We start from the raw sequence: 25,486 nt of genomic DNA on the forward strand, positions 1-25,486 counted from the left end.
TCGGTTTCAATGGTCGGCGTGGCTGTGGACGCGGACGTTCTGATCGACTGGTTCGACACACACGGGCGAGACCTGCCGTGGCGGGAGCCGGAGTGCTCCGCGTGGGGCGTGCTGGTGAGCGAGATCATGCTGCAGCAGACGCCGGTCGCGCGCGTGCAGCCGATCTGGCTCGAGTGGATGGCGCGCTGGCCCGTGCCCTCGGCGCTGGCCGCGGAGACCACCGGCGAGGTCGTGCGCGCGTGGGGCAAGCTCGGTTACCCGCGCCGCGCCCTGCGGCTGCACGCGGCGGCCACGGTGATCGCGGCCGAGCACGGCGACGTCGTGCCGTCCGATGTGGACACCCTGCTCGCGCTGCCCGGCATCGGCGCGTACACGGCGCGGGCCGTGGCGGCCTTCGCCTACGGCAAGCGGGCGCCGGTCGTCGACACGAACGTGCGGCGCGTGGTCGCGCGGGCGGTGCACGGCGCCGGCGACGCGGGTCCGGCGTCGAACACGCGCGACATGGCCGACGTCGAGGCGCTGCTGCCGGGCGAAGACGCGCCGGCGGCGAAGCTGTCGGCCGCGTTGATGGAACTGGGCGCGCTGATCTGCACCGCGCGTGCACCGCGCTGCGCCGACTGCCCAGTGTTCGACATCTGCTCGTGGCAGCACAACGGCCGGCCGGAGTACGCGGGGCCGGCCAAGCCCGTGCAGAAGTTCGCGGGCACCGACCGGCAGGTGCGCGGCCTGCTGCTCGACGTGCTGCGCGGCAGCGAGGGGCCCGTCGAGAAGGCGCGGCTGGACATCGTGTGGCACGAGGCCGGGCAGCGCGACCGGTGCCTCGATTCGTTGCTGGTCGACGGCCTGCTGGAGCAGACGGACAGCGGGCTGTTCGCACTGCCGGGTGAGCACTGACGGACTGGTTCTCACGGGGTACGACGAAAGTCGGCAAAAAGTTGTCATGAGCTCCGTGGCGGGTTAGCTTTCCCCCGACGTTCTCTGTTCCGGCGGAGGAGATTCACATGGGGGAAGCCACTCGCCGTGCCGTGCTCAAGGGCGGGCTCACGGTCACCGCGGCGGGCGCGTTCGGCCTGTTCGCGACACGGACGGCGACGGCGGTGACCGCGCCGCAGATCCACCCGACGCACGCGTGGAACGCGCGGCCCGCGACGGGCGCGATCGTGGTGGAGAACCACAAGCCGACCTACATCGTGGTGCACCACACCGTCGATCCGGGCAACAACACCGACTATTCGCTGGCCCACGCGTTGCAGATCTCGCGCGACATCCAGAACTTCCACATGGACACCCGCGGCTGGATCGACACGGGCCAGCAGTTCACGAACAGCCGCGGCGGCTACGTGACGGAAGGCCGGCACCGCAGCCTCGAGATCCTGCGCGGCGGCAAGCAGCACGTGCAGGGCGCGAATGTCGGCAACCACAACAGCGAATGCCTCGGGATCGAGAACGAGGGCCTGTACAGCACGGTCGACGTGCCGGTGGCGTTGTGGAATTCACTGGTCTCGCTGGTCGCCTACATCGCCGACCAATACGGGATTTCGCCGAGTTTCATCAAGGGCCACCGGGATTTCAACTCCACGGAGTGCTGCGGGCAGGTGCTCTACGACCGGCTTCCGGAGCTGCGGACGGCCGTTTCCCGGGTGCTCGGTGTCGCGGCTTCGCGGGCGGAGGTGCCGGAGTGGCCGTTGCTGAAGCCCGGCGACGTTGGGCCTCGCGTGCTTACAGCACAACGATTCTTGCGCGCTTCGGGTTACGGCGTGCCGACCGATGGTGTGTTTGGACAGTCCACAACAGACGCCGTGACTGTTCTGGCGTCCTCTCACGGGCTGCCCCGCGACAGCTGCACGGCGGCGCGGGCGGCGGACGAGTCGGGGTTCCTCGGCTCGGACGTGTGGCCGCTCATCGTGCCGCCGGGGAAGTCCGCCGCCGCGTGGCGGGTGGAACTCGCCCACTGACCCCGGCGGGTCACGCGGTCCGGCGAGGGCGGTCCGCGTGACCCGCCGGCTTGCTCAGAGTCCGGCGAGGAACGCTTCCACCGCACCACGGTAGATTTCCGGTGCCTCGACGTGGGGCAGGTGTGCCGAGCCGAGGATGACGAGGTGTTTCGCGCCCGGCACCCGTTCGGCGACCTGTGCTTGCTGTCCGGCCGGCATGGCCGTGTGCTCGCCTTCGACGAGGAGCAGGGGGCATTCCATCGAGTCCACAATGGACCAGTAGTCGCGGCGGCCCCATTCGGCGGCGATCTCGTAGAGGTTTGCCAGGTTCGCGATCAGGTGGTAGCCGTCTTCGCGTTCCTCGACGCATTCGGTGAAGTAGTCGCCCGCGGTGCCGAAGAACTCGCGGACGTGGGCGAGTGATTCGAACGGCACCGGCCAGCTGTCGAAGTAGCCGCGCCAGGTCTCGACGGTGCGGCCGCGCTGGTCGGGCGCGAAGTCCTCGCTCACGACCGCGCGTACCAGCTCCGGATACTTGGCCGCCGTCGCCCAGGCGTGGAGGCCGCCCATGGAATGGCCGATCAGCACGGACGGGCCAATCTCGCCCAGGACCTCGGCGATGTCCTCGGCGAACTGCTCCGTGGTCCACGGTCCGGTGTGCGGCGCGCGGCCGTGACCGCGGGCGTCGAGGGCGTGGACGGAGCCGTAGGGCTTGAGCCACTGGGCGACCGGCCACCACGTGCGGGCGCGGCCCATCAAGCCGTGCAGCAGGAGCACCGACATGCCCGTGGTGTCGTCGCCGCCGAAGTGGATCAGCCCAGGTCGCATGGAGACTCCTGCCGTTTCGTCCGGTAGCCAATCACACCCGAACAGGCACATGTGGCGAAGCCACTCCTTTGAGGGTGGTGGCGGGGAGGACGGTTGGAAATAGGGTGAAACGATGCGCAGCCACCGAACCGCCGTCTTCGCCCTCGCCGGTGTGCTCGCGCTCTCCGCGTGCAGTGCGGACAATCCGGACACCGCGCCACTGCATCCGTCCGCTGGGGCGCGCGGCGCCGGCGATCCGTACTACCCCGAAGACGGCAACGGCGGTTACGACGCGCTCGACTACCACGTCGACGTCGGCTACGACCCCGCGAGCGGCCACCTCGACGGCGACACGACCGTGACGGCGAAGGCCACGCAGGACCTCAGCCGGTTCAACCTGGACCTGCGGGGGCTCGACGTCGCATCGGTCGAGGTCGACGGGAAACCGGCGAAGTTCAGCCGGGAGAAGGACTTCGAGCTGGTGATCACGCCGCCGCAGCCGTTGCGGGCGGGCTCGACCTATCGCACGCGCGTGCGGTACTCCGGCGACCCGTCGAACACCGAGCACGACGGCGGCAGCGAGACCGGCTGGAGCCGCTCGTCCGACGGCGGCGCGTTCATGGTGGGCGAGCCGCATTCGGCGGCGTTCTGGTACCCGGTGAACGAAACCCCGCGTGACAAGGCGACGTTCAGCGTGACCGCGCACGTGCCGGACGGCTGGACGGTGATTTCCAACGGCCGTGAGCAGAGCAGTTCTTCGGCCGGCGGCAAGACGACCACGACGTGGACCGAGCCGAACCCGGTCGCCAGCTACCTCACGACGATCGCGATCGACAAGTTCACGGTGAAGCGCTCTTCGCTGCCCGACGGCACGCCCGTGGTGTCGGCGTACGCGCCGGGCGCCGAGTCGCTCGAGGCCAGCGGCGACCGGCTGCCCGACATCCTGGGGTTCCTGAGCAGCAAGTTCGGCCCGTACCCGCAGAGCGCCGCCGGCGGCATCTACCTCGCGGAGGACATCCACTTCTCACTGGAGACGCAGACGCGCCCGACGTACGCGAAGTGGGCCGACGTCCTCACCCTCGTCCACGAGAACGCCCACCAGTGGTTCGGCGACTCCGTGTCGCTCGACTCGTGGTCGGACGTCTGCCTCAACGAGTGCTTCGCGTCGTACGCCCAGTGGCTCTGGTCCGAACGCGAGGGCCAAAACCTCGACGATCGCTACCGCGCGGCCCTCGAAATCACCCACGCCAGCACGGACTTCTGGAACCGCAAACTCGTCGACCCAGGCCCCGGCCACGAGTTCGGAGCCGTGTACGACAAGGGCATCCTCGCCCTGCACGCCCTGCGCCGCCGCATGGGCGACGGCCCGTTCTCCACCCTGCTGCGCGACTGGCCCGCCGAGCACCGCCACGCCAACGCCGCGTGGGCCGACTTCACGAAACTCGTGAACCACCTGGCGGGCCAAGACCTGAGCCCCTTCCTGGACGACTGGTTCCGCACGGCGAAACTCCCGTCGGACGAGGATCTCTACCCGGGCACACTCCACCCGTGAGCTGGGCTTTTGTCTCGCGCCGACCATGACCGCCGGCCCGCCACGCTGCGGCCCCGAGCGTCGCCGGCGCGGACTATCCCGCGCCGACCACAACCACTAGCCCTGCCGCCCCTGAGCCGAGGCGCCCAGCAGCGACCTGGTCAGCGCGTTGCGCGCGTCAGTCATCTCCGCCAGCGCACCGCCCAACTCGGCATCGCCGACGACAGCCTCGGCGTCAGGGTTGGTGGTGAGGCTGCGCAGCGTCGCGCGGCGGAGGAGTTCCTTCACGAACGACGCCGTGACTCCCTCGGTCGCCTCGACGATCGGGGCGAGGTCGGCCGTCACCTTGAGGCCGCGGGAGTACAGCTCGAGCAGCGCGGCGCGGCCGGCGGCGTCGGGCAGCGGGATCTCGACGGCGAGGTCGACCCGGCCCGGCCGGTCGGCCAGCGCTTTCTCCAGGTCGCCGGCGCGGTTGGTGGTGAGGAGGAAGGTGACGTCGGCGTCTCCGCCGACGCCGTCCATGGCGTCGAGCAGGCTGAACAGCAATGGCGTGCCGCCGCGGGAGTGGTCGCGGTCCTCGGCGATGAGGTCGACGTCCTCCAGCACGACGACGCTGGGCTGCAGCCGGCGCGCGAGCGTCGCGGCCTTCGAGACGAAGCGCATCGCCGAGCCGGTGAGGATGACGACCGTGCTGCCGGGCAGCCGTCCCATCAGGTAGCGGACGGTGTGCGTCTTCCCGGTGCCCGGCGGGCCGTGCAGCAGCACGCCGCGCTTGAGGTGCTGTCCGGCCGCCAGCAGGCGTTCGCCGTGTTCCGCGATGCCGAGTGTGTGCCGCTCGACCGCGTCGAGCACACCTTCGGGCAGCACCACCTCTTCCGGACCGATCGCGGGCCGGGGCAGGAAGGTGAGCAGCTCGTTGCCGCGGTGCTCGCTCACGCCGAACGCCAGCACGTGGCCGCGCAACACGTCGTGCTCCGCGATCAGCTGCTCGATGCGGTCGCGCGTGGCCGTCGCCGCGGCGCGCTCCCCGGCGATCACCTCCAGGCGGCAGTACATCTGCCCGTACTGCTGGTTCGTCCCCCGCACGCCGACGATCACCGGCGTCCCGTCGGGCGCGGCCGTCCCCACCAGCCCCAGCTGCACGACCTCCGCCGCCGCGTCGGGCCCGATCGTCGCGGTCGTGTAGTCGACGGCCCCCAGCTCGTACAACTGGTGGTTCCGCGCGGCGAACAGCATGCCCACCAGGTCCTCGTGGCCACGCTGCCCGCCCGCGATCCCGAACCAGTCCGTCTGCACACCGCGCTCGGCGAGGTACGCGTCGACGCCCGCCTGGATGTTGGCGTGCTCCCAGTCCTCGTAGTTGCGCGTCACCACCAGCGCCTGCGTCAGCGCCACCCCGAGGTGCCCGGTGACGCGGTCGATCAGCTCGTTGGCCTGCCGCGAGCCGACCGCGTCGGCCGTGGCTTTGATGATGCGCTGCAGGTCGCGTGCGAGTGCTTCGTGATCTTCCCCCATGTACCCCAGAGTGGCATGAATCACCCAGTCAGGCCACCGACGTCAGGTACCGCGAGTAGTCCGGCAGATCGAAGCCGTTCAGCACCGCGAGCATCGAGCCGAACAGCAGGCGCTCCGGCAGGTGCGGCAGAAGACGCATGCCCACCTGCTGCAGGCGAACGCCAAGGGCGCTCGAAGGCGACCCGGCGCGCGCGTTGGTGCGGCCCATCTTCTGGTTCGCCAGGACCCACGGCCGGAGGCGGTTCTCGTATGCAGCCAATGCAGCTGGGACATCCGGCGCGGCCGCGAGCTCGCCGGCCAGGACGTAGCCGCCGACCAGGGCCAGGCTGGTGCCTTGGCCGGACGAGGGTGAGGCGCAGAAGGCGGCGTCACCGAGCAAGCCGACGCGGCCGCGGGACCACGACGGGAGGTGGACCTGGCTGACGGAGTCGAAGTAGAAGTCGGCAGCGTCGTCGAGTTGCGACACCGGCTCAGCGGCCTCCCAGCCCAAGCCCGACAGCCGGGAGCGCGCCAAAGACTTCTGCCAGCCGATGTCCCGGTAGTCGTGGTGGAGGTCGTCGGCATGGAACGACGCGAAGGCCATGAAAGCCTGGTTCGAGTTGATCGTGCGGACGCCGATGCTGCGGCCCGGCGCGTTGTGCACCAGCGACCAGTTCTCCAGACCCAGGTGGTTGCGTGCGGTCCAAAACGCCAGGTAGCGGCCCAGGTGCCGCAACGGCACGTCGCCGAACAGCAGAGAGCGCACCCCCGAGTGGAGGCCGTCGGCGCCGATCACGGCGTCGAAGACCCGGCAGCCGCCGGATTCGAAAGTGACGTGGACGCCGTCGGACTGCTCGTCGAGCAAGACAATCCGGTCGCCGTAGAGGTACTCGTTGTCCGTCGCCTCCCGAAGGACGCGAGCGATGTCCCCGCGGAGGATTTCGATTTCCGCGATCGGGCCGTCGCCGCCGAACTGGTCGACGGTGAGGGTGGCCCGACGGCGGCCCGAGGCGTCGACGAGAGAAAGGCCACCCGTGTCGGTGCAGGCGGCGCGGATTTGCTCCAGCAGGCCCATTCGATCCGCGGCGACTTTCCCCACGCCGCGCAGGTCCACGGCCTGCCCACCCGGCCGCGGCGCGGGCGCGCGTTCGACCAGCGTCGCCTCGATACCGTAGCGGTGCAGCCAGAACGCCAGCGCCGGGCCGGCGATGCTCGCCCCCGAGATCAGAACCCGCATGGTGTGCCCCCATCCCACGAATGCCTACCCAAACATGATAGCCACACCTATTTGACAGTTACTACCACTTTCTCGCACGGAAGACGGAAGTAGGCTGGAGCCATGGCAGTGGTGAAGATCAACGCGATCGAGGTCCCCGAAGGCGCCGGCCCCGAGCTGGAGAAGCGGTTCGCCGCGCGGCTGCACGCCGTCGACAGCCAGGCCGGGTTCCTCGGCTTCGAGCTCCTCCGCCCGGTTTCCGGCGAGACGCGCTACTTCGTCTACACGAAGTGGGAGTCGGAGGAGCACTACCAGGCGTGGGCGGCCGGCCCCGCGCGCGAGGCCCACGCGGGCGAGCGCGCGAAGCCGGTGTCGTCGGGTGCGAGCCTGCTCGAGTTCGAGGTCGTCCAGGCTTCGAAGCCGGGTGAGTGACGACCTCGCCCGAGCGGCCGAACTGATCCACGGTGCCGGCGCGCTGCTCGTGTGCGCCGGCGCCGGGATGGGCGTCGATTCCGGCCTGCCCGATTTCCGCGGCGACGAGGGCTTTTGGCGCGCGTACCCGCGATACGCCGGGCTCGGCCTCAGCTTCGAGGAGCTGGCCGACCCGCGGCACTTCGCCGACGACCCCGAGCTGGCCTGGGGGTTCTACGGCCACCGGCTCGACCTCTACCGGAAGACGGTGCCGCACCGGGGTTTCGAGCTGCTGCGCGAATGGGGCGACCGGAAGCCCGGCGGGGTCCGCGTCTTCACGTCCAATGTGGACGGCCAGTTCCAGGTCGCGGGCTTCGGCCACGTCGCCGAGGCCCACGGGTCCATCCACCACCTGCAGTGCCTCGACGGCTGCACGGACGACATCTGGCCGGCCACCGACGTCCACGTCGACCTCGACGAAACGACCATGCGCGCCCGCCCACCCCTGCCGAGCTGCCCGCGCTGCGGCGGCCTCGCCCGGCCCAACATCCTGATGTTCGGCGACTTCGAGTGGGTCCCGACGCGCAGCCAGGCACAGCTCGACGAGCTCACCGCCTGGCGCCGCGGCCGGCGCGACCTCACCGTGGTCGAGCTCGGCGCGGGCCAGGCCGTGCCGACCGTCCGCCGCTACGCCGAGCTGGCGAGCGCCGCGACGGGCGCGCTCGTTCGCATCAACCCGCGCGAGCCGCAGATCCGCCACGGCCGCGGCGTGTCGATCGCGGCCGGCGCGCTGCAGTCGTTGCTCAAGCTTGCCTGAGGTGCAGCAAAGGGAACGGCCGGCCCTCGGAGTCCGTCGCCGAGCGGCCGGCGATCACGAACCCTTGGTGCAGGTAAAACCCGAGCGCCTGCGAGTTCTGCTCGTTGACGTCGAGCGTCAGCGATGGAGACGCCGACAAAGCCGCCTGCAACAGTGCGGACCCAACCCCCTCGCCGCGGTGATCGGCGTGCACGAACAGCATTTCCAAGCTCCCGGAAGCGATCCCGGAAAACCCCGCGGCAACACCGTCCACAGTGGCCACGGTCAGCTCCACCCGCGGGAAGTATCCGGGCACCCGCGAAGCGTAGAACGAAACGTCGGCGGCGGTCAGGAAATCGTGCGTCGCCTTGACCGCACTGCGCCAGATCGCCAGCAGCTCCGGGTATTCGTCCGGGCCCGAGACCGGACGCAGCGAGATCGTCACGGCAACCGCACCTGGGCGTACACAGCGCGGTGGTCGGTTCCGGGCACGTCGAAAACCCGGTAGTCCTCGACGGCCGCACGCTTGTCCACCAGCACGTGGTCCAGCGTAACGAGCGGCGTGGCATCAGCGGGCCACGTGGGCTGCAGGCCGTCGCCGCGTTCGTCGGCGGCGTCGTGGTAGCCGCGCGACAGCACGGTGGCCAGGGCCGCGTGGTCGAGGGTCGCGTTGAAGTCGCCGGCCAGGATGCGCAGGCCGTGCTCGCCGGCGGCGCGCGAAAGGTCCTTCGTCTCGCGTTCCCATTGGTCGACGCCCGTGTCCGGCGACTGCGGGTGCACCGCGACGAGCTCCACCACCGTGCCGCCGCCGAGGTCGGCTTCCGCGCTGGGCTGCTTCGCGGTGGAATCGCCCGTGTAGTTCTCCTCGGTGAGCGGGTAGCGCGACACGATGCCCGACCCGTCCGCGCCCGGCGCCGCGTGCAGCACCCGGTAGGGCAGCAGGCCGAACAGCCCCGCCTTGTCCAAAGCGGACACTTCGGCCGACGTCATCTCCAAGAGGTTCAGCACGTCGACCCGGTTGTCGCGCACCAGCTTCACGATCGCGGCAGCGTCGGCCCGGCCGAGGTACAGGTTCGCCGACATCACGCGCAGCGATTTCCCCGCCACGGTCGGTTGCTCGTCGGCCATCACGCGCGGCGCCACGAAAACGGCCAGCAGGATCGCCAGCGCCAGCGCGATTCCACCGATCCACCACCGGCGCAGTACCAGCGAAACACCGCCCAGCAGCGCTCCGTACACGACCGCGTACGGGGTGAGCGCGAGCAGCACGAGTGTGTACCAGCCGCCGTCGTACCCGACCGTGCGCAGCGCCGCGATCGCCAGCAGGGGCACGCCGAACAGCAGCAAAACGCCCGTGACCAGCTGGTTCCGTGGCCGCGCCCGCACCTGGTCGTTGATCACCATGGGCCGAGTATGCCGACTCCGGCCGGGCAAGCGCGCCCCGGACACCGCACCTCCACAACACCTCCGCAACTCCTGACAGCGGAAGACAGGTCCGCGACAGGCGCTGTCAGCGTGCTGTGCGCGCCCTGACAGGCCGGCCGTCCACTGTGTTGCTCGGAGGGCGACAGCAGGAGGAGGACCACATGTCGTTTGCGATCAAGGCCGAGGGCCTGGTCAAGCAGTTCGGGGAGACCAAGGCGCTGGACGGGGTGGATCTGGAGGTCCCGTTCGGCAAGGTGGTGGGGGTGCTCGGGCCCAACGGCGCGGGCAAGACGACGGCCGTGCGCATCCTGGCCACACTCATCAAGCCCGACGCCGGGCACGCCACGGTCGGGGGTTTCGACGTGGTGCAGGACCCGGTGCGGGTGCGCTCGCTGATCGGGCTCACCGGCCAGTACGCGTCCGTCGACGAAGACCTCAACGGCATCGAGAACCTGGTGCTGATCGGCCGGCTGCTCGACCTGTCACGGGCCGACGCGAAGGCCCGGGCGAAGGAGCTGCTGGAGCGCTTCGAGCTGTCCGACGCCGCCAAGCGCCCGATCCGCACCTATTCCGGCGGCATGCGCCGGCGGATCGACCTCGCCGCGAGCCTCGTCGGGCGGCCCGAGGTGCTCTACCTCGACGAGCCCACCACCGGGCTCGACCCGCACGCCCGCAACGAGGTGTGGGCCGTGGTCCGCGGCCTCGTCGCCGACGGCGCGACGGTGCTGCTCACCACGCAGTACCTGGAGGAAGCCGACCAGCTGGCCGACAAGATCACCGTGTTCGACCACGGCCACGTGGTCGCCGACGGCCGCGCCGACGAGCTCAAGCGCCGCGTCGGCGGCCAGACGCTGCAGGTGCGCCCGACGTCGCTCGCCGACCTCGACGCCGTCGCCCGCATCCTGGGCGAGATCACCGGCGTCCGGCCGACGCGTGACAACGACACGGGCCTGCTCACCGCGCCGGTTTCCGACCCGGTGCTGCTGTCCACGCTCGTGCGCAAGCTCGACGAGGCCGGCATCACCTCCGACGAGCTCGCGCTGCGGCTGCCGAGCCTCGACGAGGTGTTCCTGGCCCTGACCGGCCGCTCCGCCGAACCGACCACTGCCGACGCCCAGCTCGAAGGGAGCCTCGCGTGACCACGCTCGCGCTCGATCCGCCCCGCCGCATCAGCCCGGTGAAAGGCACGCAGCACGCACTTTCCCTGGCCTGGCGCGGAATCCTGAAGATCCGCAAGAACCCGGAGCAGCTGGCCGATGTGACGCTGATGCCGATCATCTTCCTGCTGATGTTCACCTACCTGTTCGGCAACGCGCTGGGCGGGTCCATCTCGAACTACCTGCAGAGCCTGGTGCCCGGCCTGGTCGTGATGAACATCCTGCAAGCCAGCCTGACCGTGGGCGTGCAGCTGAACACCGACGTCACCAAGGGCGTGTTCGACCGGTTCCGCAGCATGCCGATCGCGCGCTCGGCGCCGTTGGTCGGCGCGGTGCTGGCGGACCTCGTGCGCTACGTCGTGTGCCTGGCCGTGCTGATGGTCGTCGCGACGGTGATGGGCTACCGCATCGAGACGGGGCCGATGCAGTTCCTGGCCGCGATCCTGCTGGTGCTGGCGTTCGGGCTGTGCTTCTGCTGGGGCTCGGTGTTCGTCGGGATGCTGATGAAGTCGCCGGGTGCCGCGCAGGGCCTGATGTTCGTGTTCATCATGCCGCTCACCTTCGGCAGCAACGTGTTCGTCTCCACCGCCACGATGCCGGGGTGGCTGCGGGCCTGGGCGGACATCAGCCCGGTGAGCCTGATGGCCAACGCGTTGCGGGGCTTGATGAACGGCGGCGCGGTCGCCGGACCGCTCGGCGGGGCGCTGGCGTGGATGGTCGGGGCCGTGGTGGTGTTCTTCCCGCTCGCGACCTGGGCCTACCGCCGCCGGGTCTGAGCGACTGTCGAAAAAGGACCACAACAGAAGATGGGGGCACTCGGTCCCCTTCACCGCGGGGGTGGTGGAGGGGACCGAGCTCGTCAGAAGCCGGCTTCCTCGGCGAGCCAGGCAATTCCATCGGCTCGATCCATCGCGCGAGTGTCCGCGACGATCTCCGCGTAACGATCCGCGCCCAGCTTCTCCTCGAGCCCGGCGATCAGCGCGAGCACTTCCGGGCTCCCGAGGTCGAACTCGCCGCGGATCAACGCGGTCAGCGCCAACGCGCGCGCCGCCGTCTCGAAGTGACCCTGCTTGTAGCGGATCTCCGCGAAGACTTCCACGATCCTCGCCACGTCGGGCATGTCGACGCGCTCCACAGTAGAGCGGATGGCGGCCGCGGCGTGCGGCGCGGCTTCGTCCGGTTTATCCGCCGCCAACGCGATCCTGGCGTTGACCATGCCGAACCACTCGTCCTCGAAGTTGCCGGGGAACGGCCAATCGTCCCGGCTTCGCGAGATGTGCTCGCCGACGGTCCGCGCCTCGTCGAGCCGGCCCTCGCGGATCAGCAGTTCCAGCCGACCGAACGCGAGGATCAGGCTCAGCTGCCGGATCCCGCTGTTCTCGGCATAGCGTTCTGCCGCGGTCAGCTCGCGCCACGCGCCTGCGTAATCGCCACTGCGCGAGCGTTCCACGGCGAGCCGCCACCACTGCTGGATGACGTCGTCGTGCGACCGGAGCTCCATCGCCAGCCGCAGGCCTTCGGTGTATGCCGCGATGGCCCCGGCGTGGTCACCGCGCTGGGACAGGCTGGCGGCGCGGAAGCTGAACGTCATCGCCAGGCCCCAGCGGTCGCCGATCTCGAGGAAACCGGCGTGGGCTTGCTCGCGGGCGCGGGCGGAACCCTCCAGGTCGCCCTCGTCGGCGAGCAGGAAGCTCTCGGCCCAGCTCCCGGCAGCCCGGCCCCACGCGTCGTCACCGTCGACGGCGCGCTGGATCTCCCGGCGGGCGACGTCGCGGTGGCCGCTGAGGAACGCGACCATCGGCACCGCGAGCGCGAGCCACGGATTGCCCTTCACCGCGCCCGTGCGCACGCACTCCTCGATCAGGTCAGCGGCGTCCGCCAGCGCCTGCGGTCCGGTCATCATGTGCATCATCAGCTGACTCAGCCGCAGGCTGGCGGATACGTCCGGCGCCAGGCGGTCGCCGAAGGCGAGCACGTCGACCACGAAGCGCTCCGCGCGTTCGCTCTGGCCCAGGATCGACAGGTACCAGAACATGCCGTAGAGCAGGCGGCCGGCGGAATCCACGTCCTCGGACTCGATGGCGGCGCGCAGTGCCGCAGTGAGGTTGTCGTTCTCGTGCTCGAAAACCGCGATCGCGGCGAGCTGCTCGCGGGTGCGCAGGAGGGGCTCGGTGCGTTCGACGAGGTCGACGAGGTCGCGCACCATGGCCGCGGACAGCCGCTCGGTCTCCCCCGACGCGGTGAGCCGCTCGGTGGCGTACACCCGCAGCGTCTCCAGCATGCGGTACCGCCCGCCGACGGTGTCCACAATGGATTTCTCGACGAGGGAACCCAGCACGTACACCACGTCTTCGGCGGGCAGGAGCTCGCCGTCGGCGCAGACGGCGGTCACGGCGTCCTCGTCGAACGTCGCCGCGAACACGGCCAGCCGCCGCGCCAGGGCGAGCTCCGCGTCGGTGAGCAGGTCCCAGCTCCACTCCACGACGGCGCGCAGTGTGCGTTGCCGCGGCAGAGCCGTACGGCTGCCGGAGGTGAGCAGGCGGAAGCGGTCGTCGAGGCGTTCGGCGATGCTCGTGACGGGCATCGAACGCAGGCGCGCCGCCGCCAGCTCCAGCGCCAGCGGCATGCCGTCGAGACGGCGGCAGATCTGCGTCACGGCGTCCACTGTGGACTCGTCGAGCGTGAAGTCCGGCCGCACGGCGATGGCGCGGTCGAGGAACAGGCGCGCGGAGTCGAGCGCACCCACCTCGCCCGGCGGCGTCGACTCGGCCGGCACGGGCAGCGGGCCGAGCGGGCACAGCGCCTCGCCGGTGATGGCGAGCGGTTCGCGGCTGGTGGCCAGGATGCGCAGCGCCGGCACGCGGCGCAGCAGGTCGTCGGCCAGCTGCGCGGCGACCTCGACCACGTGCTCGCAGTTGTCCAGCACCAGCAGGGTTTCCCCGCCGCTCAGCGCCTCGACGGCGTGCTCGAACAGGTCGATCGGCTTGCGCAGCACCTCGGTTTCGGTGGCGCGCATGTCGCGGATCCCCAACGCGGTGAGCAGCGCGCCGAGCACATCGTCGGCGTCGCGGACACCGGCGAGCGGCACGAACCACACGCGCCCGGGCCCGTGCACCGGGTGGCGCGCCGCGGCCTCGGTCGCCAGGCGCGTCTTGCCCGCACCGCCCGGGCCGACGAGCGTGACGAGCCGGGAGCCGTCGAGCAGCTCCGACAGCTGTTTGAGCTCGTCGCCGCGGCCGACGAAGCTCGTGAGGCGCACCGGCAGCCGGTCGGTGACCGTCGCGGCGGGCGCGAGCTCGCCGCGCAACGCCTGCAGGTGGATCTCCTGCAGCTCGGCCGACGGGTCCACGCCCAGCTCGTCGGCCAGCGTCGCGCGGATCGTGCCGTACGCGGCGAGCGCGTCGGCCTGCCGCCCGGCCGAGCACAGCGCGCGGATGCGCAGTCCGGCGAGCCGTTCACGCAACGGGTGGGCCTCGGCGGCCGCGGTGAGGTCGGCGAGCACGTCGGCGTGGCGGCCCAGGCGCAGCTCGGCGTCGAAGCGATCCTCGGCGGCCTCCGTGCGCAGCTCCTCCAGCCGCGTCGCGGGCGCGGCGGCGAACGGCGCGTCGAGCACGTCCGCCAGCGCGGCGCCGTGCCAGAGGTCCAGAGCAGTGCGCAGCAGCTCGGCCGCGCGCGAGTCGCGGCTCGCCGAAAGCTCCCGGCGGCCCTCGGCCGCGAGCCGCTCGAACCGGTGCGCGTCGACGGTGTCCGCGGCCAGCGCGAGCCGGTAGCCGCCGGCGCCGGACTCCAGCTCGGCCCCGGCCGGCCGCAGCGCGCGGCGCAGGCGCGAGACCAGCGACTGCAGCGCGTTGGCGGCGTCGGCGGGCGGCTCGGTGCCCCACAGGCCGTCGATGAGCACCTCGGCCGGCACCGCGCGGCCGGCGTCGAGCGCGAGCCGGGCCAAGAGCATGCGAAGGCGCGCACCGCCGATGTCCACCGGGGTGCCGTCGTCGCAGGCCGCCCGCAGCGGACCCAGTAGCGCCACGCGCATGGCACCAGCTTTCCAGACGGATGCTGAGGACGGGTCCGAACGGCCGCAGGGGAACCGACGGAAGTGTGGACTTTCAGGACAAAACACCACCAGTCGCCATCAACGGCCCTTCACGGCGATACGTTGCAAACGGTTTCCCGAGCAGCAGACAGGAGCGTTTATGAGACTGCAGCACCGCTGGCGTCGCCCGGCAGTGACGGTCGTCGCCACGCTGGCCGCGCTGAGCCTGGGCGGCGGCATCGCCTCCGCAGGGCAGGACGGGTACGGCTGGGGCACCCCGGGTGCCGACGGAGCGGGCGACAGCTACTACCCGCAAGACGGCAACGGCGGCTACGACGTCGCCGACTACAACCTTGCCGTGACCTACGCGCCGGACAGCCACCAGCTCACCGGCGTGCAGACGATCAGCGCGCGGGCCACCCAGACGCTGAGCTCGTTCAACCTCGACCTCAACGGCCTCACCGTCGACTCGGTGAAGGTCAACGGCCTGAAGGCCAAGTTCACCCGCAGCGGCGACCACGAGCTCACGATCACCCCGTTGCTCCCGCTGTTGCGCGGCCTGCCGTTCCGCACCGTGATCAGCTACCACGGCGTGCCGGCCCCGATCAGCGACCCGTTGCTGGGCAACAACGGCTGGCAGTACGCCAAGAACGGCGGCGCGTTCGCCGCCGGAGAGCCGAAGTCGGCCAGCACCTGGTACCCGGTGAACGACACCCCCCTGGACAAGGCGACCTTCCACCTCGCCATCACCGTCCCCGACGAGTGGGGTGTGATCGCGAACGGCCGTGAGCTGGGCACGCACAAGACGGCGAAGGGCACCACGCACGTGTGGGCCGAGACCACGCCCGCCGTGCCGTACATGACCACGGTCGCCATCGACAAGTGGACGTTCGACAAGCGCAAGCGCAAGGACGGCACGCCGATCGTCAGCGCGTTCGCGCCCGGCACGCCCGATTCGACCAAGCAGGCCGACGCGCGGCTACCGGAGATCCTCGACTTCCTGGAGTCGAAGTTCGGCAAGTACCCCGTGGACGCCGCCGGCGGCATCTACCTGGCCGAGCCCATCGGGTTCTCGCTGGAGACCATGAGCCGGCCGATCTACTCGGGCCGCGCGGGCAACGTCGACACGATCGTCCACGAGAACGCCCACCAGTGGTACGGCGACACCGTGGCCGTGGACCACTGGAAGGACGTCTGCCTCAACGAGTGCTTCGCCTCCTACGCCGAATGGCTGTGGGACGAGGCCAAGAACGGCGTGAACCTCGACGACCAGTACCGGCAGCAGGTCGCCACCGCGTCCGACCGGTTCTGGAACGGCAAGCTCTACGACATGGGCCCGGGCAACGAGTTCACCTACGTGTACTCCAAGGGCCCGGTCGCGCTGCACGCCCTGAGCAAGTACATGGGCGAGGCCGCGTTCGACAAGGTGCTCAAGACGTGGAACTCGTTGCACCGCAACGGCAACGCGAGCATGCAGGAGTTCCAGAAGTACTGCGAGTCCGTGTCGCACAAGGATCTGCAGGGCTTCTTCGACGCCTGGATCTACGGCTCGGGCAAGCCGGCTGATCAGTACCTGTACCCGGGCGACCTGAAGCCCGCTGCTTGATCTGTACCTTTCGTGAAGGCCTCCCCGGTCTGCCCGGGGAGGCCTTCACTGCTTCGCGAGGGGAGTTTCGGCATGACTGTGTTGCTCACGGGGTTCGCGCCGTTCGGCGGCTCGGCCACGAATCCCTCGTGGCAGGCGGCGCGGCTGGTGGCCGCTCGGCGGGACGACGTGGTCGCTGTGGAACTGCCGGTGGAGTTCGGCGCGTCGTTGCCGGCCTTGCGTGCGGCGATCGAGCAGCACCGGCCGAGTCTCGTGGTGTGTGCGGGAGAAGCGGGTGGGCGCAGCGCGGTGACGCCGGAGCGAGTGGCGATCAACCTGATCGACGCGCGGATTCCCGACAACGCCGGCGACCGGCCCGTCGACGTGCCGGTGATCGCGGACGGCCCGACGGCCTACTTCACCACGTTGCCGGTCAAGGCGGCGGTGGCGGCAATCCAGGCGAAGGGCGTGCCGGCGGCGGTGTCGCACACGGCGGGAACCTATGTGTGCAACCAGGTCTTCTACGGCCTGATGCACTTGCTCGCGAACGACTTCCCCACGCTCCGGGGCGGATTCGTCCACGTGCCGTCGACACCGGAGCAGGTCGGGGCGGGTAGTCCGTCACTCGACGTGCAGCAGTCGGCGGAAGCGTTGGACGCCGTGATCACGACCGCGCTGACCACCGCGGACGACCTCGATGTCAGCGCCGGAACGTTGAACTGAGCCTCGGGAACGGTGCCTCCCGGTCCACCCGGAGCCGGTCGTAGAAGTCGGTGAACTCCACAGCCGTCTTCGCGTGGCGCGCGACCACCGACGCCACGGATTCCGGCAGCGGCAGCTCCCCGGCGGCCGCGCGCCGGACCGCGGCCACCCGCTCGGCCCGGTCCCAGGTGCCGCATACCTCCGTGACCAGCCACTGCGTCAAGTACATGGCCAAGTACGCGGAATCGTGCTCGAGGGTGAGCTCGGCGAACGCGCGCTCCTCGGCACTCAGGTCGAACCGCGTGGCGAAGGCGAGTCCGAAGTCGGTCAGGTAGACCCGCTCGCCGTCGGTGAGGAAGTTGCCGAAGTGGGTGTCGAAGTGCAGCACGCCTTGGGCCTTCAGGAAAGCAGCCGTCTCGAACAACTGCTGTTCGACGCGCTCGGCCTGGTCGAGTTGCGCGGGCAGCCAGGCGTGCAGCGTCGTCGGGAAGTACTCGCAGAACAGCACCACGCTCGCTTCGGCAGCCTCCAGCTCCTCCAGCCGCCGGCGCACGGCCGAAGAACCGCCCCAGTACTCGACGTCCTCTTCGAGCGGACGATCGGGAACCCGGTTGGCGCGCAGTGGCAGCACGCGCCAGTGGTGCAGCAGCGGGAAGTACTCGCACTCACCGCCGAGCACCCAGCCGGTGGCCATGACGTGCAGCGCCAGCTCCCGCCACGCCGAGCCCTCCGGCGAGCCGAGGCCGTAGTGGCAGAACACCGGCAGGTCGTAGAGATTGGCCGTGGAGTGCGGATGCCGGAGTTCGAGCTCCGTCAGCGGCACCCGTTTCGCGAACACCGGCGTGCCGTCGACGTCGAGCCGCACGCCCGTGCCGCCGATGCCTTCGGACACGACCTCGGCGTCCGCGAGCCGTTCGGTGAGCTGCCGGTCGCTCAGCAGCGCCAGCGCCGTGGACACGCGCAGGTGGTTCGTGAGTCGTGAGTCCCCCATGGACTCGACGATACGGAGAAGGGCGGCTCCCCGTGGGGAACCGCCCTTCTCACCTCGTCAAGCGATCAGTCGTTCTCGGTGTCGTGCTCCGAGGCGCCGATGCTGACCGGCGGCGCGTCCGGAACCGAGGACGGGCGCTTCTCACCGCGGAAGGTGAAGTGCGCTTCGTCGTCGCGGTCCTCGGGGTTGCCGCTCCAGCCCTCGACGTCGACCAGGATGATCTGACCGGCCTCGATCTCGCCGAAGAGGATCTTCTCCGACAGCTGGTCCTCGATCTCGCGCTGGATCGTGCGACGCAGGGGCCGCGCGCCGAGCACGGGGTCGAAGCCCCGCTTGGCCAAGAGGGCCTTGGCCTTCTCGGTCAGCTCGATCTCCATGTCCTTGGCCTTGAGCTGCTTCTCCACCCGCCCGATCATCAGGTCGACCATCATGATGATCTGTTCCTGCGTGAGCTGGTGGAAGACGATGATGTCGTCGATCCGGTTCAGGAACTCGGGCCGGAAATGCTTCTTCATCTCCTCGTTGACCTTCTGCTTCATCTTCTCGTAGCGGTTGGTGATGTCCGCTCCGGAAGAGAAGCCGAGGCTCACGGACTTGGAGATGTCCGAGGTGCCCAGGTTCGAGGTGAAGATCAGGACCGTGTTCTTGAAGTCGACGGTGCGACCCTGGCCGTCGGTGAGGCGGCCGTCTTCGAGCACCTGCAGGAGCGTGTTGTAGATCTCCTGGTGCGCCTTCTCGATCTCGTCGAAGAGCACCACCGAGAACGGCTTGCGCCGCACCTTCTCGGTCAGCTGCCCGCCCTCTTCGTAGCCGACGTAGCCCGGAGGGGCACCGAAGAGCCGCGAAGCGGTGTAGCGGTCGTGGAACTCACCCATGTCGATCTGGATGAGCGCGTCGTCCTCGCCGAACAGGAAGGCCGCCAGCGCCTTGGAGAGCTCGGTCTTACCGACACCGGACGGGCCGGCGAAGATGAACGAGCCCGACGGGCGCTTCGGGTCCTTCAGACCGGCACGCGTACGGCGGATCGCCTGGGAGACGGCCTTGACCGCGTCCTCCTGGCCGATGATGCGCTTGTGGAGCTCGTCCTCCATGCGCAGCAGCCGGGTGGTCTCCTCCTCGGTGAGCTTGAACACCGGAATGCCGGTCCAGTTGGCCAGCACCTCCGCGATCTGCTCGTCGTCCACCTCGGCGACGACGTCGAGGTCGCCGTCCTTCCACTGCTTCTCGCGCTCGCCCTTCTGGCCGAGGAGGGTCTTCTCCTCGTCACGCAGGCGCGCGGCCCGCTCGAAGTCCTGCGCGTCGATCGCGGACTCCTTGTCGCGGCGGACGTCGGCGATCTTCTCGTCGAACTCGCGCAGGTCCGGCGGCGCGGTCATGCGGCGGATGCGCATGCGGGCGCCGGCCTCGTCGATGAGGTCGATGGCCTTGTCCGGCAGGAACCGGTCGTTGATGTAGCGGTCGGCCAGCGTGGCGGCCGCGACCAGCGCCGAGTCGGTGATCGAGACGCGGTGGTGCGCCTCGTACCGGTCGCGCAGGCCCTTGAGGATCTCGATCGTGTGCTCGAGCGACGGCTCGCCGACCTGGATCGGCTGGAAGCGGCGCTCCAGCGCGGCGTCCTTCTCGATGTACTTGCGGTACTCCTCGAGCGTGGTCGCACCGATCGTCTGCAGCTCACCGCGGGCCAGCATCGGCTTCAGGATCGAAGCCGCGTCGATGGCACCCTCGGCGGCACCCGCGCCGACGAGCGTGTGGAGCTCGTCGATGAACAGGATGATGTCGCCGCGGGTCTTGATCTCCTTGAGCACCTTCTTCAGGCGCTCTTCGAAGTCACCGCGGTAGCGGGAGCCGGCGACCAGAGAGCCCAGGTCCAGCGTGTAGAGCTGCTTGTCCTTGAGCGTCTCGGGCACCTCGCCCTTGACGATGCTCTGGGCAAGGCCCTCGACGACGGCCGTCTTGCCGACGCCCGGCTCGCCGATGAGCACCGGGTTGTTCTTGGTGCGGCGGGACAGCACCTGCATGACCCGCTCGATCTCCTTGCCGCGCCCGATGACCGGGTCGAGCTTGCCCTCGCGGGCGAGCACGGTCATGTTGCGGCCGAACTGGTCGAGCACCAGCGACGACGACGGGGTGCCCTCGCCGCGGCCCGAGCCGCTCTCGGTGGACTTCTCGCCGGTCTGGTAACCCGACAGAAGCTGCAGCACCTGCTGGCGCACCCGGTTGAGGTCCGCGCCGAGCTTGACGAGCACCTGTGCGGCGACGCCCTCACCCTCGCGGATCAGGCCGAGCAGGATGTGCTCGGTACCGATGTAGTTGTGGCCGAGCTGCAGCGCTTCGCGCAGCGACAGCTCAAGCACCTTCTTGGCCCGCGGCGTGAACGGGATGTGCCCGCTCGGCGCCTGCTGACCCTGGCCGATGATCTCTTCGACCTGCTGGCGCACTCCCTCGAGGGCAATGCCCAGCGACTCGAGCGCCTTGGCGGCGACACCCTCACCCTCGTGGATCAGACCCAGGAGGATGTGCTCGGTGCCGATGTAGTTGTGGTTGAGCATCCGGGCCTCTTCTTGGGCCAGGACGACCACCCGCCTCGCGCGGTCGGTGAACCTCTCAAACATGCGCACTCCCTCGACTGCTGCGTCGGCGGCCCGTTGCCGGCGCGGATTCACACCCGCGTCGGACAGCACCGTGAGACCACTGTAGTAGCCAAGCGGTCGCGCTTGCGTACCACTACGGCTTGCGGTGGCCTTTCAACACCCGGCCGGCGACCCGTCCGGTCACCATCCAACATCCGGTTGCCCTGCACCTTTACTTCTTCTCGAACGTACGGCCCCGCGTTCGGATTCCGCCCGCACCCCCCTGTCCGCTCAGCGCGAACACATCCGGGAGCTGGCCGTTTCCACCAGGTGGGCACCCGATTGGCGCAACCGCGAAATCTCTGTAAGGTTAGGCACGCCTAATCAGTTCGGCCGGTAAGGAGGCCGCGGTGAACCAGCAGCGGTCTTCCAGGGATGCCAGCGACGTCGGAGACGGCCTCGCCAGTTCGCTCCTGCGGGTCGGGGGGCTGCAGGAGCGCGGTGAGCTGCGGCGAGACGTCCCGACCGGGTGGTTCCACTGCGCTGAGCTGCTCGAACACCCCGAGCTTTTCACCGAATGGCGTGAACGGCTGGAAAAGTGGCTTCTCCACAACCACGGCGCCGCGCCCGAGCGCACGGCCGCGAGTTACGTCATGTCGTGGTACCTGCACGTGCCCGCGTACGTCGGCGCGCTGCTGCTGCACCACGAACGCCGTGTGCCGTCACTCAAACCCGAGCAGCTCGCCTTCGGCCTCGGCGACGACCGTCCGCACCCCGAGGGCATGGCCGTGCTGGGCGACAGCTTCTACTGCCTGCCCACCGACCCCGGCTCCGCTCGCCCGGAAGCGACGGTCGTGGCCGACGAACGCGCGCTGGCCGGCGTGCTGCGCGCCCAGTTCGTGGCGCACGCCACACGCTTCGTGCGTGCGTACGCGCCGAGCAGCCGGCTGGGCCGCCGCATGTTGTGGGCCGCGGCCACCGACGCGCTGGACAACTCGCTGTGGTGGGCCGGCCGTCAGGGCGGGACGCCGGACGCGGAAGGCGCCGGTGTCGCCGACGCCGCGTTGGTGCTGGACGACCGGTACCGCCCGCTGACCTCCGCCTCGACCCTGCGCATGGCCGTGGACGCCGATGGGCACCGCGCCTGGGAACGGCGGCGGGAGAGCTGCTGCTTCTCCTACCTGCTGCCGGGCGAGGCCGAGTGCGAGGAATGCCCGCGCGTCTGCTCGCGATAAGCGCAGGTCACACACGCCTGGCCGGGTTGCGGCCCGAAGCGCCCAGCGCGCGGCTCAGCGCCGGAGCCTCGGCCGGAACCGGTACCTCGGGGCCGTAGACGCCCATCGCCCGTGCCTGCTCGCCCATGGCGACGGCGGACGCCCGCACGGCTTCCGCGGCCTCGTCGGTGCAGTTCAGCGGCGTGCCGGCCGCGCGGGCGAGGTCCCAGCCGTGGATCACGAACTCGCCGAGCACCATGTCGCCGACGACGGCCGCGGGCATCGTGGCCGAGCCGAGCGTCACCAGGCCTTCCCACGCGGCTGCGGGCGCGAAGGCGTCAACGAGGTCTTCGGTCTGCTTCCCCAGTGTTGCGAGCCAGTCTTCGCCGACGAGGACGGCGTCGGCTTCTGTGCCGGTTGCCGTGTACGTCTCGCGCCGGCCGGCAGCAGCGAGCCAGGGACCCCAGTAGAGGAGGTGGTTGAGCAGGCCGCGCACGTCGTAGCCGGTACGGGGTGGGCGCCGTGAGCGGTTTCGCGGCGGCCGCCACGCGCAGGAACTCGGCCGCGGCCGGGCGCAGCAGGGCTGAGTGGTCGGTCATCCGCGAAGCCAAGCACGGCGGGTGACGGCCGTCTTGAACGTACGCGACGCACTAGCGTGAAGCGCATGCGCCGGATCCCGCGCGGCATCGTCGACGAGCACGTGGCCCGCACGAAGTTCACGCTCGCCCGTCACGCGCCGGCGCCCGCGCTCACCGAGTTCGTCGACTACCACTGGGTGCTGCACTGGGACCTCGACGGCTTCCACGACCAGCACGTGCTGCCCAACATCGCGGTGCACGTGACCTTCTTCCCCGGCGCGTGCGGCGTCTACGGCCCCGGCCACACCCTGTTCACGCACCGGCTCGAGGGCCGCGCACACGGCCTCGGCGTGCGGTTCCGGCCGGGGTGCTTCCGCCCATTCCTCGGCGCGCCCGTGCGGATCCTCACGGACCGATCCGTACCGCTGGAGGACGTCTTCGGCCGCGGCGGCACCGAAGCGGCCGAATCGGCGCGAAATGCGAGTGGCGATCAGGAAATGATCGCTGCAGTCGACAACTTGCTGATCGCAAAGCACTCGGCTCTTCCACCCGCCGCGCGGACGGCCGCCGCGGCGGTGGAAACAATCGCGGGGGATCCGGAAATCACGCGCGTCGATCAACTCGCCGCGAGCGCCGGCTTGTCCGCACGTGCACTTCAGCGGCTGTTCGCGGAACACGTCGGCTGCACGCCCAAGTGGGCGATCCGGATATACCGCCTGAACGACGCCGCGCGCAACCTCGCCGACGCCGACAGTCCCGATTTGACGGACCTCGCCGCCCGGCTCGGCTATAGCGATCAACCTCACTTCACCCGCGATTTCCGGGCGGTGACCGGATCCTCGCCCGGCGAGTTCGCCCGGTCGGCTCGCCGAGCCGTCCCGGTGCAGAACGAGCGTTCTTGAACACTCCGCCGCGGTGAACACAAGCCGCTGAAGTCGCCGAACGCCCCGGGGTCAATCCGACCGGACAGAAACCGGACAAGCAAAACGGCCGCCGGAATCAATCCGGCGGCCGCCTCCTCGTTGTGCCCCTCAGTTCTTCTGGTGGTAGGCCTCCACGACCTCCGACGGGATCCGGCCCCGGTCGGAAACCGCGAAACCGTTCTTGCGCGCCCAGGCGCGAATGGCCTGGTTCTGCTCGCGGTCGACCGTGGCCGGGCGGGCCGAGGCCTTCGCACCAGCGATCGGGCGCAGCGCGGCACGCTTGCGGCCGCCGGCGCGGCGGGCGTGCTCCACGTACTGGGCCAGTGCGTCGCGCAGCTCTTCGGCGTTTTCCGAGGAGAGGTCGATCTGGTAGGTCACACCGTCCAAACCGAACTCGACGGTCTCTTCGGCCTCACTGCCGTCGAGGTCATCGACCAGGGAGACGAGCACCTTCTGTGCCATCTGATTCCTCCTGCGGGGCTTACGCGAATGATCTGGTTACGGGGCGAGCCCCGGGACAGAAGTCTTTGTCACTCACATTAATACCCGCTCATCCCCCGGCGTGCAAATCTCGTTTGAGATAAACCCCGCCGGTTCCTACCGTCGGGTGGGGTTATTCAGGCCGCACGAGGGGGAAGAGGATCGTCTCCCGGATACCGAGACCGGTCAGAGCCATGAGCAGCCGGTCGACTCCCATTCCGACACCGCCGCTCGGCGGCATTCCGTACTCCAGGGCGCGAAGGAAATCCTCGTCGAGACGCATGGCCTCGCTATCACCCTGTGCCGCCAGGAGGGACTGTTCGGTGAGGCGCTCCCGCTCCACGACCGGATCCACCAGCTCGGAGTAACCCGTGGCGAGTTCGAAACCGCGCACGTAGAGGTCCCACTTCTCCGCGACCCCGGCCCGGCTGCGGTGCTGCCTGGTCAGAGGGGATGTCTCGAGCGGAAAATCACGCACAAATGTGGGCGCGGTGAGATCGTCGCCCACGAGGTGTTCCCACAGTTCTTCGACAAGTTTGCCGTGGGTGAGCTTCGGGTCCACCTCGATCTCGCGCGCCTGGGCGATCTTGTGCAACCGCTCGGCGGGAGTCTCGGGTGACACTTCTTCACCCAATGCCTCCGACAGCGACTCGTACATGCCGAGTGTCGTCCATTCGCCGGAAAGGTCGTACTCCGTTCCGTCGACGAGGGTGACGACCTGGGTGCCCAGCACGTTCTCCGCGGCCTCCTGGATGAGTTCGCGGGTCATCACGGCATTCGTGTCGTACGTGGCGTAGGCCTCGTAGTACTCCAGCATCGCGAACTCGGGCGAGTGCGAGGAGTCGCTGCCCTCGTTGCGGAAGTTGCGGTTGATCTCGAAAACCTTCTCGATCCCGCCGACCACGCAGCGCTTGAGGTAGAGCTCCGGCGCGATGCGCAGGTACAGCTCGAGGTCGAACGCATTCGAATGCGTGACGAATGGCCTGGCCGCGGCGCCGCCGTGCAGCGTCTGCAGCATCGGCGTCTCGACCTCGGTGAATCCGCGGCGGTGGAACGACTCGCGCAGCGAACGCACCACGCCGGCGCGAGTGCGCACCACATCGCGGGCCCGATCGCGCAGAATCAAGTCGACATAACGCTGCCGGATTCGCGTTTCCTCGGCGAGGTCGGAGTGCGTGTTGGGCAGCGGCCGCAGAGCCTTCGATGTGAGCTGCCACTTGTCGGCCATCACGGAAAGCTCACCGCGCTTGGAAGTGATCACCTCGCCGGCGACGAATACGTGGTCACCGAGATCGACATCGCTCTTCCACGACGCGAGCGACCCCTCACCGACCTTCGCGAGGCTGAGCATCGCCTGCAGTTCCGTGCCGTCGCCCTCACGAAGAGTGGCGAAACACAGTTTGCCCGTATTGCGCAGAAACATCACCCGGCCGGTGACGCCGACCGTCTGACCAGTGGCGGTGTCGGGTGCGAGATCTGTGTGCGCGGCCCGGATCTCGGCGAGCGAGTGAGTGCGGGGAACCTCAACGGGGTAAGGATCGACACCCTCCGCGATTATCCGGTCGCGCTTGTCCCGGCGCACCCGCATCTGTTCGGGCAGGTCGTCTTCGGGCAGCGCGTCGGGCGCGGGGAATTCGGTCAT

At 69.6% G+C, this 25,486-nt stretch carries 22 protein-coding genes; 11 read left to right on the plus strand and 11 right to left on the minus strand.

Annotated elements, in window-relative coordinates; translation table 11 throughout:
- The first annotated feature begins 18 nt into the window (after nucleotides 1-18).
- Both K1T34_RS14470 and K1T34_RS14475 read left to right on the plus strand, forming a co-directional pair.
- Nucleotides 19-894, plus strand: a complete 876-nt coding sequence (locus K1T34_RS14470; protein ID WP_304504316.1) for an A/G-specific adenine glycosylase — start codon at nucleotides 19-21, stop codon at nucleotides 892-894.
- A 107-nt stretch (nucleotides 895-1,001) separates the two neighbouring features.
- Nucleotides 1,002-1,955 (plus strand): N-acetylmuramoyl-L-alanine amidase, encoded by a 954-nt coding sequence (locus K1T34_RS14475; protein ID WP_220244778.1) that lies wholly within the window; start codon nucleotides 1,002-1,004, stop codon nucleotides 1,953-1,955.
- Nucleotides 1,956-2,009: 54 nt separating this feature from the next.
- Here the strand turns inward: K1T34_RS14475 and K1T34_RS14480 are convergent, their stop codons facing one another.
- A complete protein-coding gene (locus K1T34_RS14480) occupies nucleotides 2,010-2,762 on the minus strand; it encodes an alpha/beta fold hydrolase (RefSeq protein ID WP_220244779.1) in 753 nt (250 codons plus the stop codon).
- 112 nt (nucleotides 2,763-2,874) lie between these two features.
- On the opposite strand from K1T34_RS14480, the gene K1T34_RS14485 reads away from it, so the two are divergent.
- Complete coding sequence (locus K1T34_RS14485) at nucleotides 2,875-4,293, plus strand: M1 family metallopeptidase (protein WP_220244780.1); 1,419 nt, start codon at nucleotides 2,875-2,877, stop codon at nucleotides 4,291-4,293.
- 96 nt (nucleotides 4,294-4,389) lie between these two features.
- On the opposite strand, the gene K1T34_RS14490 is transcribed toward K1T34_RS14485, so the two are convergent.
- Both K1T34_RS14490 and K1T34_RS14495 read right to left on the minus strand, forming a co-directional pair.
- Nucleotides 4,390-5,787 (minus strand): ATP-binding protein, encoded by a 1,398-nt coding sequence (locus K1T34_RS14490; protein WP_220244781.1) that lies wholly within the window; start codon nucleotides 5,785-5,787, stop codon nucleotides 4,390-4,392.
- Nucleotides 5,788-5,815: 28 nt separating this feature from the next.
- Nucleotides 5,816-7,003, minus strand: coding sequence for an FAD-dependent monooxygenase (locus K1T34_RS14495; RefSeq protein WP_220244782.1), 1,188 nt, complete (start codon nucleotides 7,001-7,003; stop codon nucleotides 5,816-5,818).
- A 102-nt stretch (nucleotides 7,004-7,105) separates the two neighbouring features.
- Between K1T34_RS14495 and K1T34_RS14500 the strand changes: the two genes are divergently transcribed.
- Nucleotides 7,106-7,414: an antibiotic biosynthesis monooxygenase gene (locus K1T34_RS14500; protein WP_220244783.1), complete on the plus strand. Its 309-nt coding sequence runs from the start codon at nucleotides 7,106-7,108 to the stop codon at nucleotides 7,412-7,414.
- Nucleotides 7,407-8,210 (plus strand): Sir2 family NAD-dependent protein deacetylase, encoded by an 804-nt coding sequence (locus K1T34_RS14505; RefSeq protein WP_220244784.1) that lies wholly within the window; start codon nucleotides 7,407-7,409, stop codon nucleotides 8,208-8,210. The genes K1T34_RS14500 and K1T34_RS14505 overlap by 8 nt, the downstream gene beginning before the upstream one ends.
- Here K1T34_RS14505 and K1T34_RS14510 read toward each other — a convergent pair.
- Together K1T34_RS14510 and K1T34_RS14515 are read right to left on the minus strand one after the other, a co-directional pair.
- Nucleotides 8,197-8,634 carry an acetyltransferase gene (locus K1T34_RS14510; protein WP_255638513.1) on the minus strand — a complete coding sequence of 146 codons (438 nt, stop codon included), beginning with the start codon at nucleotides 8,632-8,634 and terminating at the stop codon, nucleotides 8,197-8,199. The genes K1T34_RS14505 and K1T34_RS14510 overlap by 14 nt on opposite strands.
- On the minus strand, nucleotides 8,631-9,593 hold the full coding sequence (locus K1T34_RS14515) for an endonuclease/exonuclease/phosphatase family protein (protein WP_220244785.1): 963 nt from the start codon (nucleotides 9,591-9,593) through the stop codon (nucleotides 8,631-8,633). The genes K1T34_RS14510 and K1T34_RS14515 overlap by 4 nt, the downstream gene beginning before the upstream one ends.
- A 182-nt stretch (nucleotides 9,594-9,775) precedes the next feature.
- On the opposite strand from K1T34_RS14515, the gene K1T34_RS14520 reads away from it, so the two are divergent.
- Nucleotides 9,776-10,753 (plus strand): ATP-binding cassette domain-containing protein, encoded by a 978-nt coding sequence (locus K1T34_RS14520; protein ID WP_220244786.1) that lies wholly within the window; start codon nucleotides 9,776-9,778, stop codon nucleotides 10,751-10,753.
- Nucleotides 10,750-11,547: an ABC transporter permease gene (locus K1T34_RS14525; protein ID WP_220244787.1), complete on the plus strand. Its 798-nt coding sequence runs from the start codon at nucleotides 10,750-10,752 to the stop codon at nucleotides 11,545-11,547. The genes K1T34_RS14520 and K1T34_RS14525 overlap by 4 nt, the downstream gene beginning before the upstream one ends.
- Before the next feature lie 83 nt (nucleotides 11,548-11,630).
- Here K1T34_RS14525 and K1T34_RS14530 read toward each other — a convergent pair whose 3' ends face one another.
- Nucleotides 11,631-14,801 carry a BTAD domain-containing putative transcriptional regulator gene (locus K1T34_RS14530; protein WP_220244788.1) on the minus strand — a complete coding sequence of 1,057 codons (3,171 nt, stop codon included), beginning with the start codon at nucleotides 14,799-14,801 and terminating at the stop codon, nucleotides 11,631-11,633.
- Between the two features lie 160 nt (nucleotides 14,802-14,961).
- On the opposite strand from K1T34_RS14530, the gene K1T34_RS14535 reads away from it, so the two are divergent.
- Both K1T34_RS14535 and pcp read left to right on the plus strand, forming a co-directional pair.
- Nucleotides 14,962-16,407, plus strand: coding sequence for a M1 family metallopeptidase (locus K1T34_RS14535; protein ID WP_220244789.1), 1,446 nt, complete (start codon nucleotides 14,962-14,964; stop codon nucleotides 16,405-16,407).
- Nucleotides 16,408-16,479: 72 nt separating this feature from the next.
- Complete coding sequence (pcp, locus tag K1T34_RS14540) at nucleotides 16,480-17,109, plus strand: pyroglutamyl-peptidase I (RefSeq protein WP_220244790.1); 630 nt, start codon at nucleotides 16,480-16,482, stop codon at nucleotides 17,107-17,109.
- On the opposite strand, the gene K1T34_RS14545 is transcribed toward pcp, so the two are convergent.
- On the minus strand, nucleotides 17,087-18,079 hold the full coding sequence (locus K1T34_RS14545; protein WP_220244791.1) for a hypothetical protein: 993 nt from the start codon (nucleotides 18,077-18,079) through the stop codon (nucleotides 17,087-17,089). The two genes, pcp and K1T34_RS14545, sit on opposite strands and share 23 nt — an antisense overlap.
- A gap of 65 nt (nucleotides 18,080-18,144) precedes the next feature.
- Nucleotides 18,145-20,691 carry an ATP-dependent Clp protease ATP-binding subunit gene (locus K1T34_RS14550; RefSeq protein ID WP_220244792.1) on the minus strand — a complete coding sequence of 849 codons (2,547 nt, stop codon included), beginning with the start codon at nucleotides 20,689-20,691 and terminating at the stop codon, nucleotides 18,145-18,147.
- Nucleotides 20,692-21,059: 368 nt separating this feature from the next.
- On the opposite strand from K1T34_RS14550, the gene K1T34_RS14555 reads away from it, so the two are divergent.
- The gene (locus K1T34_RS14555; protein ID WP_220244793.1) at nucleotides 21,060-21,884 is read left to right on the plus strand and encodes a (2Fe-2S)-binding protein; all 825 of its coding nucleotides are present in this window, start codon (nucleotides 21,060-21,062) and stop codon (nucleotides 21,882-21,884) included.
- 7 nt (nucleotides 21,885-21,891) lie between these two features.
- On the opposite strand, the gene K1T34_RS14560 is transcribed toward K1T34_RS14555, so the two are convergent.
- A complete protein-coding gene (locus tag K1T34_RS14560; RefSeq protein WP_370643693.1) occupies nucleotides 21,892-22,359 on the minus strand; it encodes a TIGR03086 family metal-binding protein in 468 nt (155 codons plus the stop codon).
- A 168-nt stretch (nucleotides 22,360-22,527) separates the two neighbouring features.
- On the opposite strand from K1T34_RS14560, the gene K1T34_RS14565 reads away from it, so the two are divergent.
- On the plus strand, nucleotides 22,528-23,343 hold the full coding sequence (locus K1T34_RS14565) for an AraC family transcriptional regulator (RefSeq protein WP_220244794.1): 816 nt from the start codon (nucleotides 22,528-22,530) through the stop codon (nucleotides 23,341-23,343).
- Nucleotides 23,344-23,472: 129 nt separating this feature from the next.
- Here K1T34_RS14565 and K1T34_RS14570 read toward each other — a convergent pair whose 3' ends face one another.
- Together K1T34_RS14570 and lysS are read right to left on the minus strand one after the other, a co-directional pair.
- Nucleotides 23,473-23,826, minus strand: coding sequence for an Lsr2 family protein (locus tag K1T34_RS14570; protein ID WP_220244795.1), 354 nt, complete (start codon nucleotides 23,824-23,826; stop codon nucleotides 23,473-23,475).
- A 151-nt stretch (nucleotides 23,827-23,977) separates the two neighbouring features.
- On the minus strand, nucleotides 23,978-25,486 hold the full coding sequence (gene lysS, locus K1T34_RS14575) for a lysine--tRNA ligase (RefSeq protein ID WP_220244796.1): 1,509 nt from the start codon (nucleotides 25,484-25,486) through the stop codon (nucleotides 23,978-23,980).

Origin of the sequence: Amycolatopsis sp. DSM 110486 (assembly GCF_019468465.1) — a bacterium.
GTDB lineage: Bacteria > Actinomycetota > Actinomycetes > Mycobacteriales > Pseudonocardiaceae > Amycolatopsis.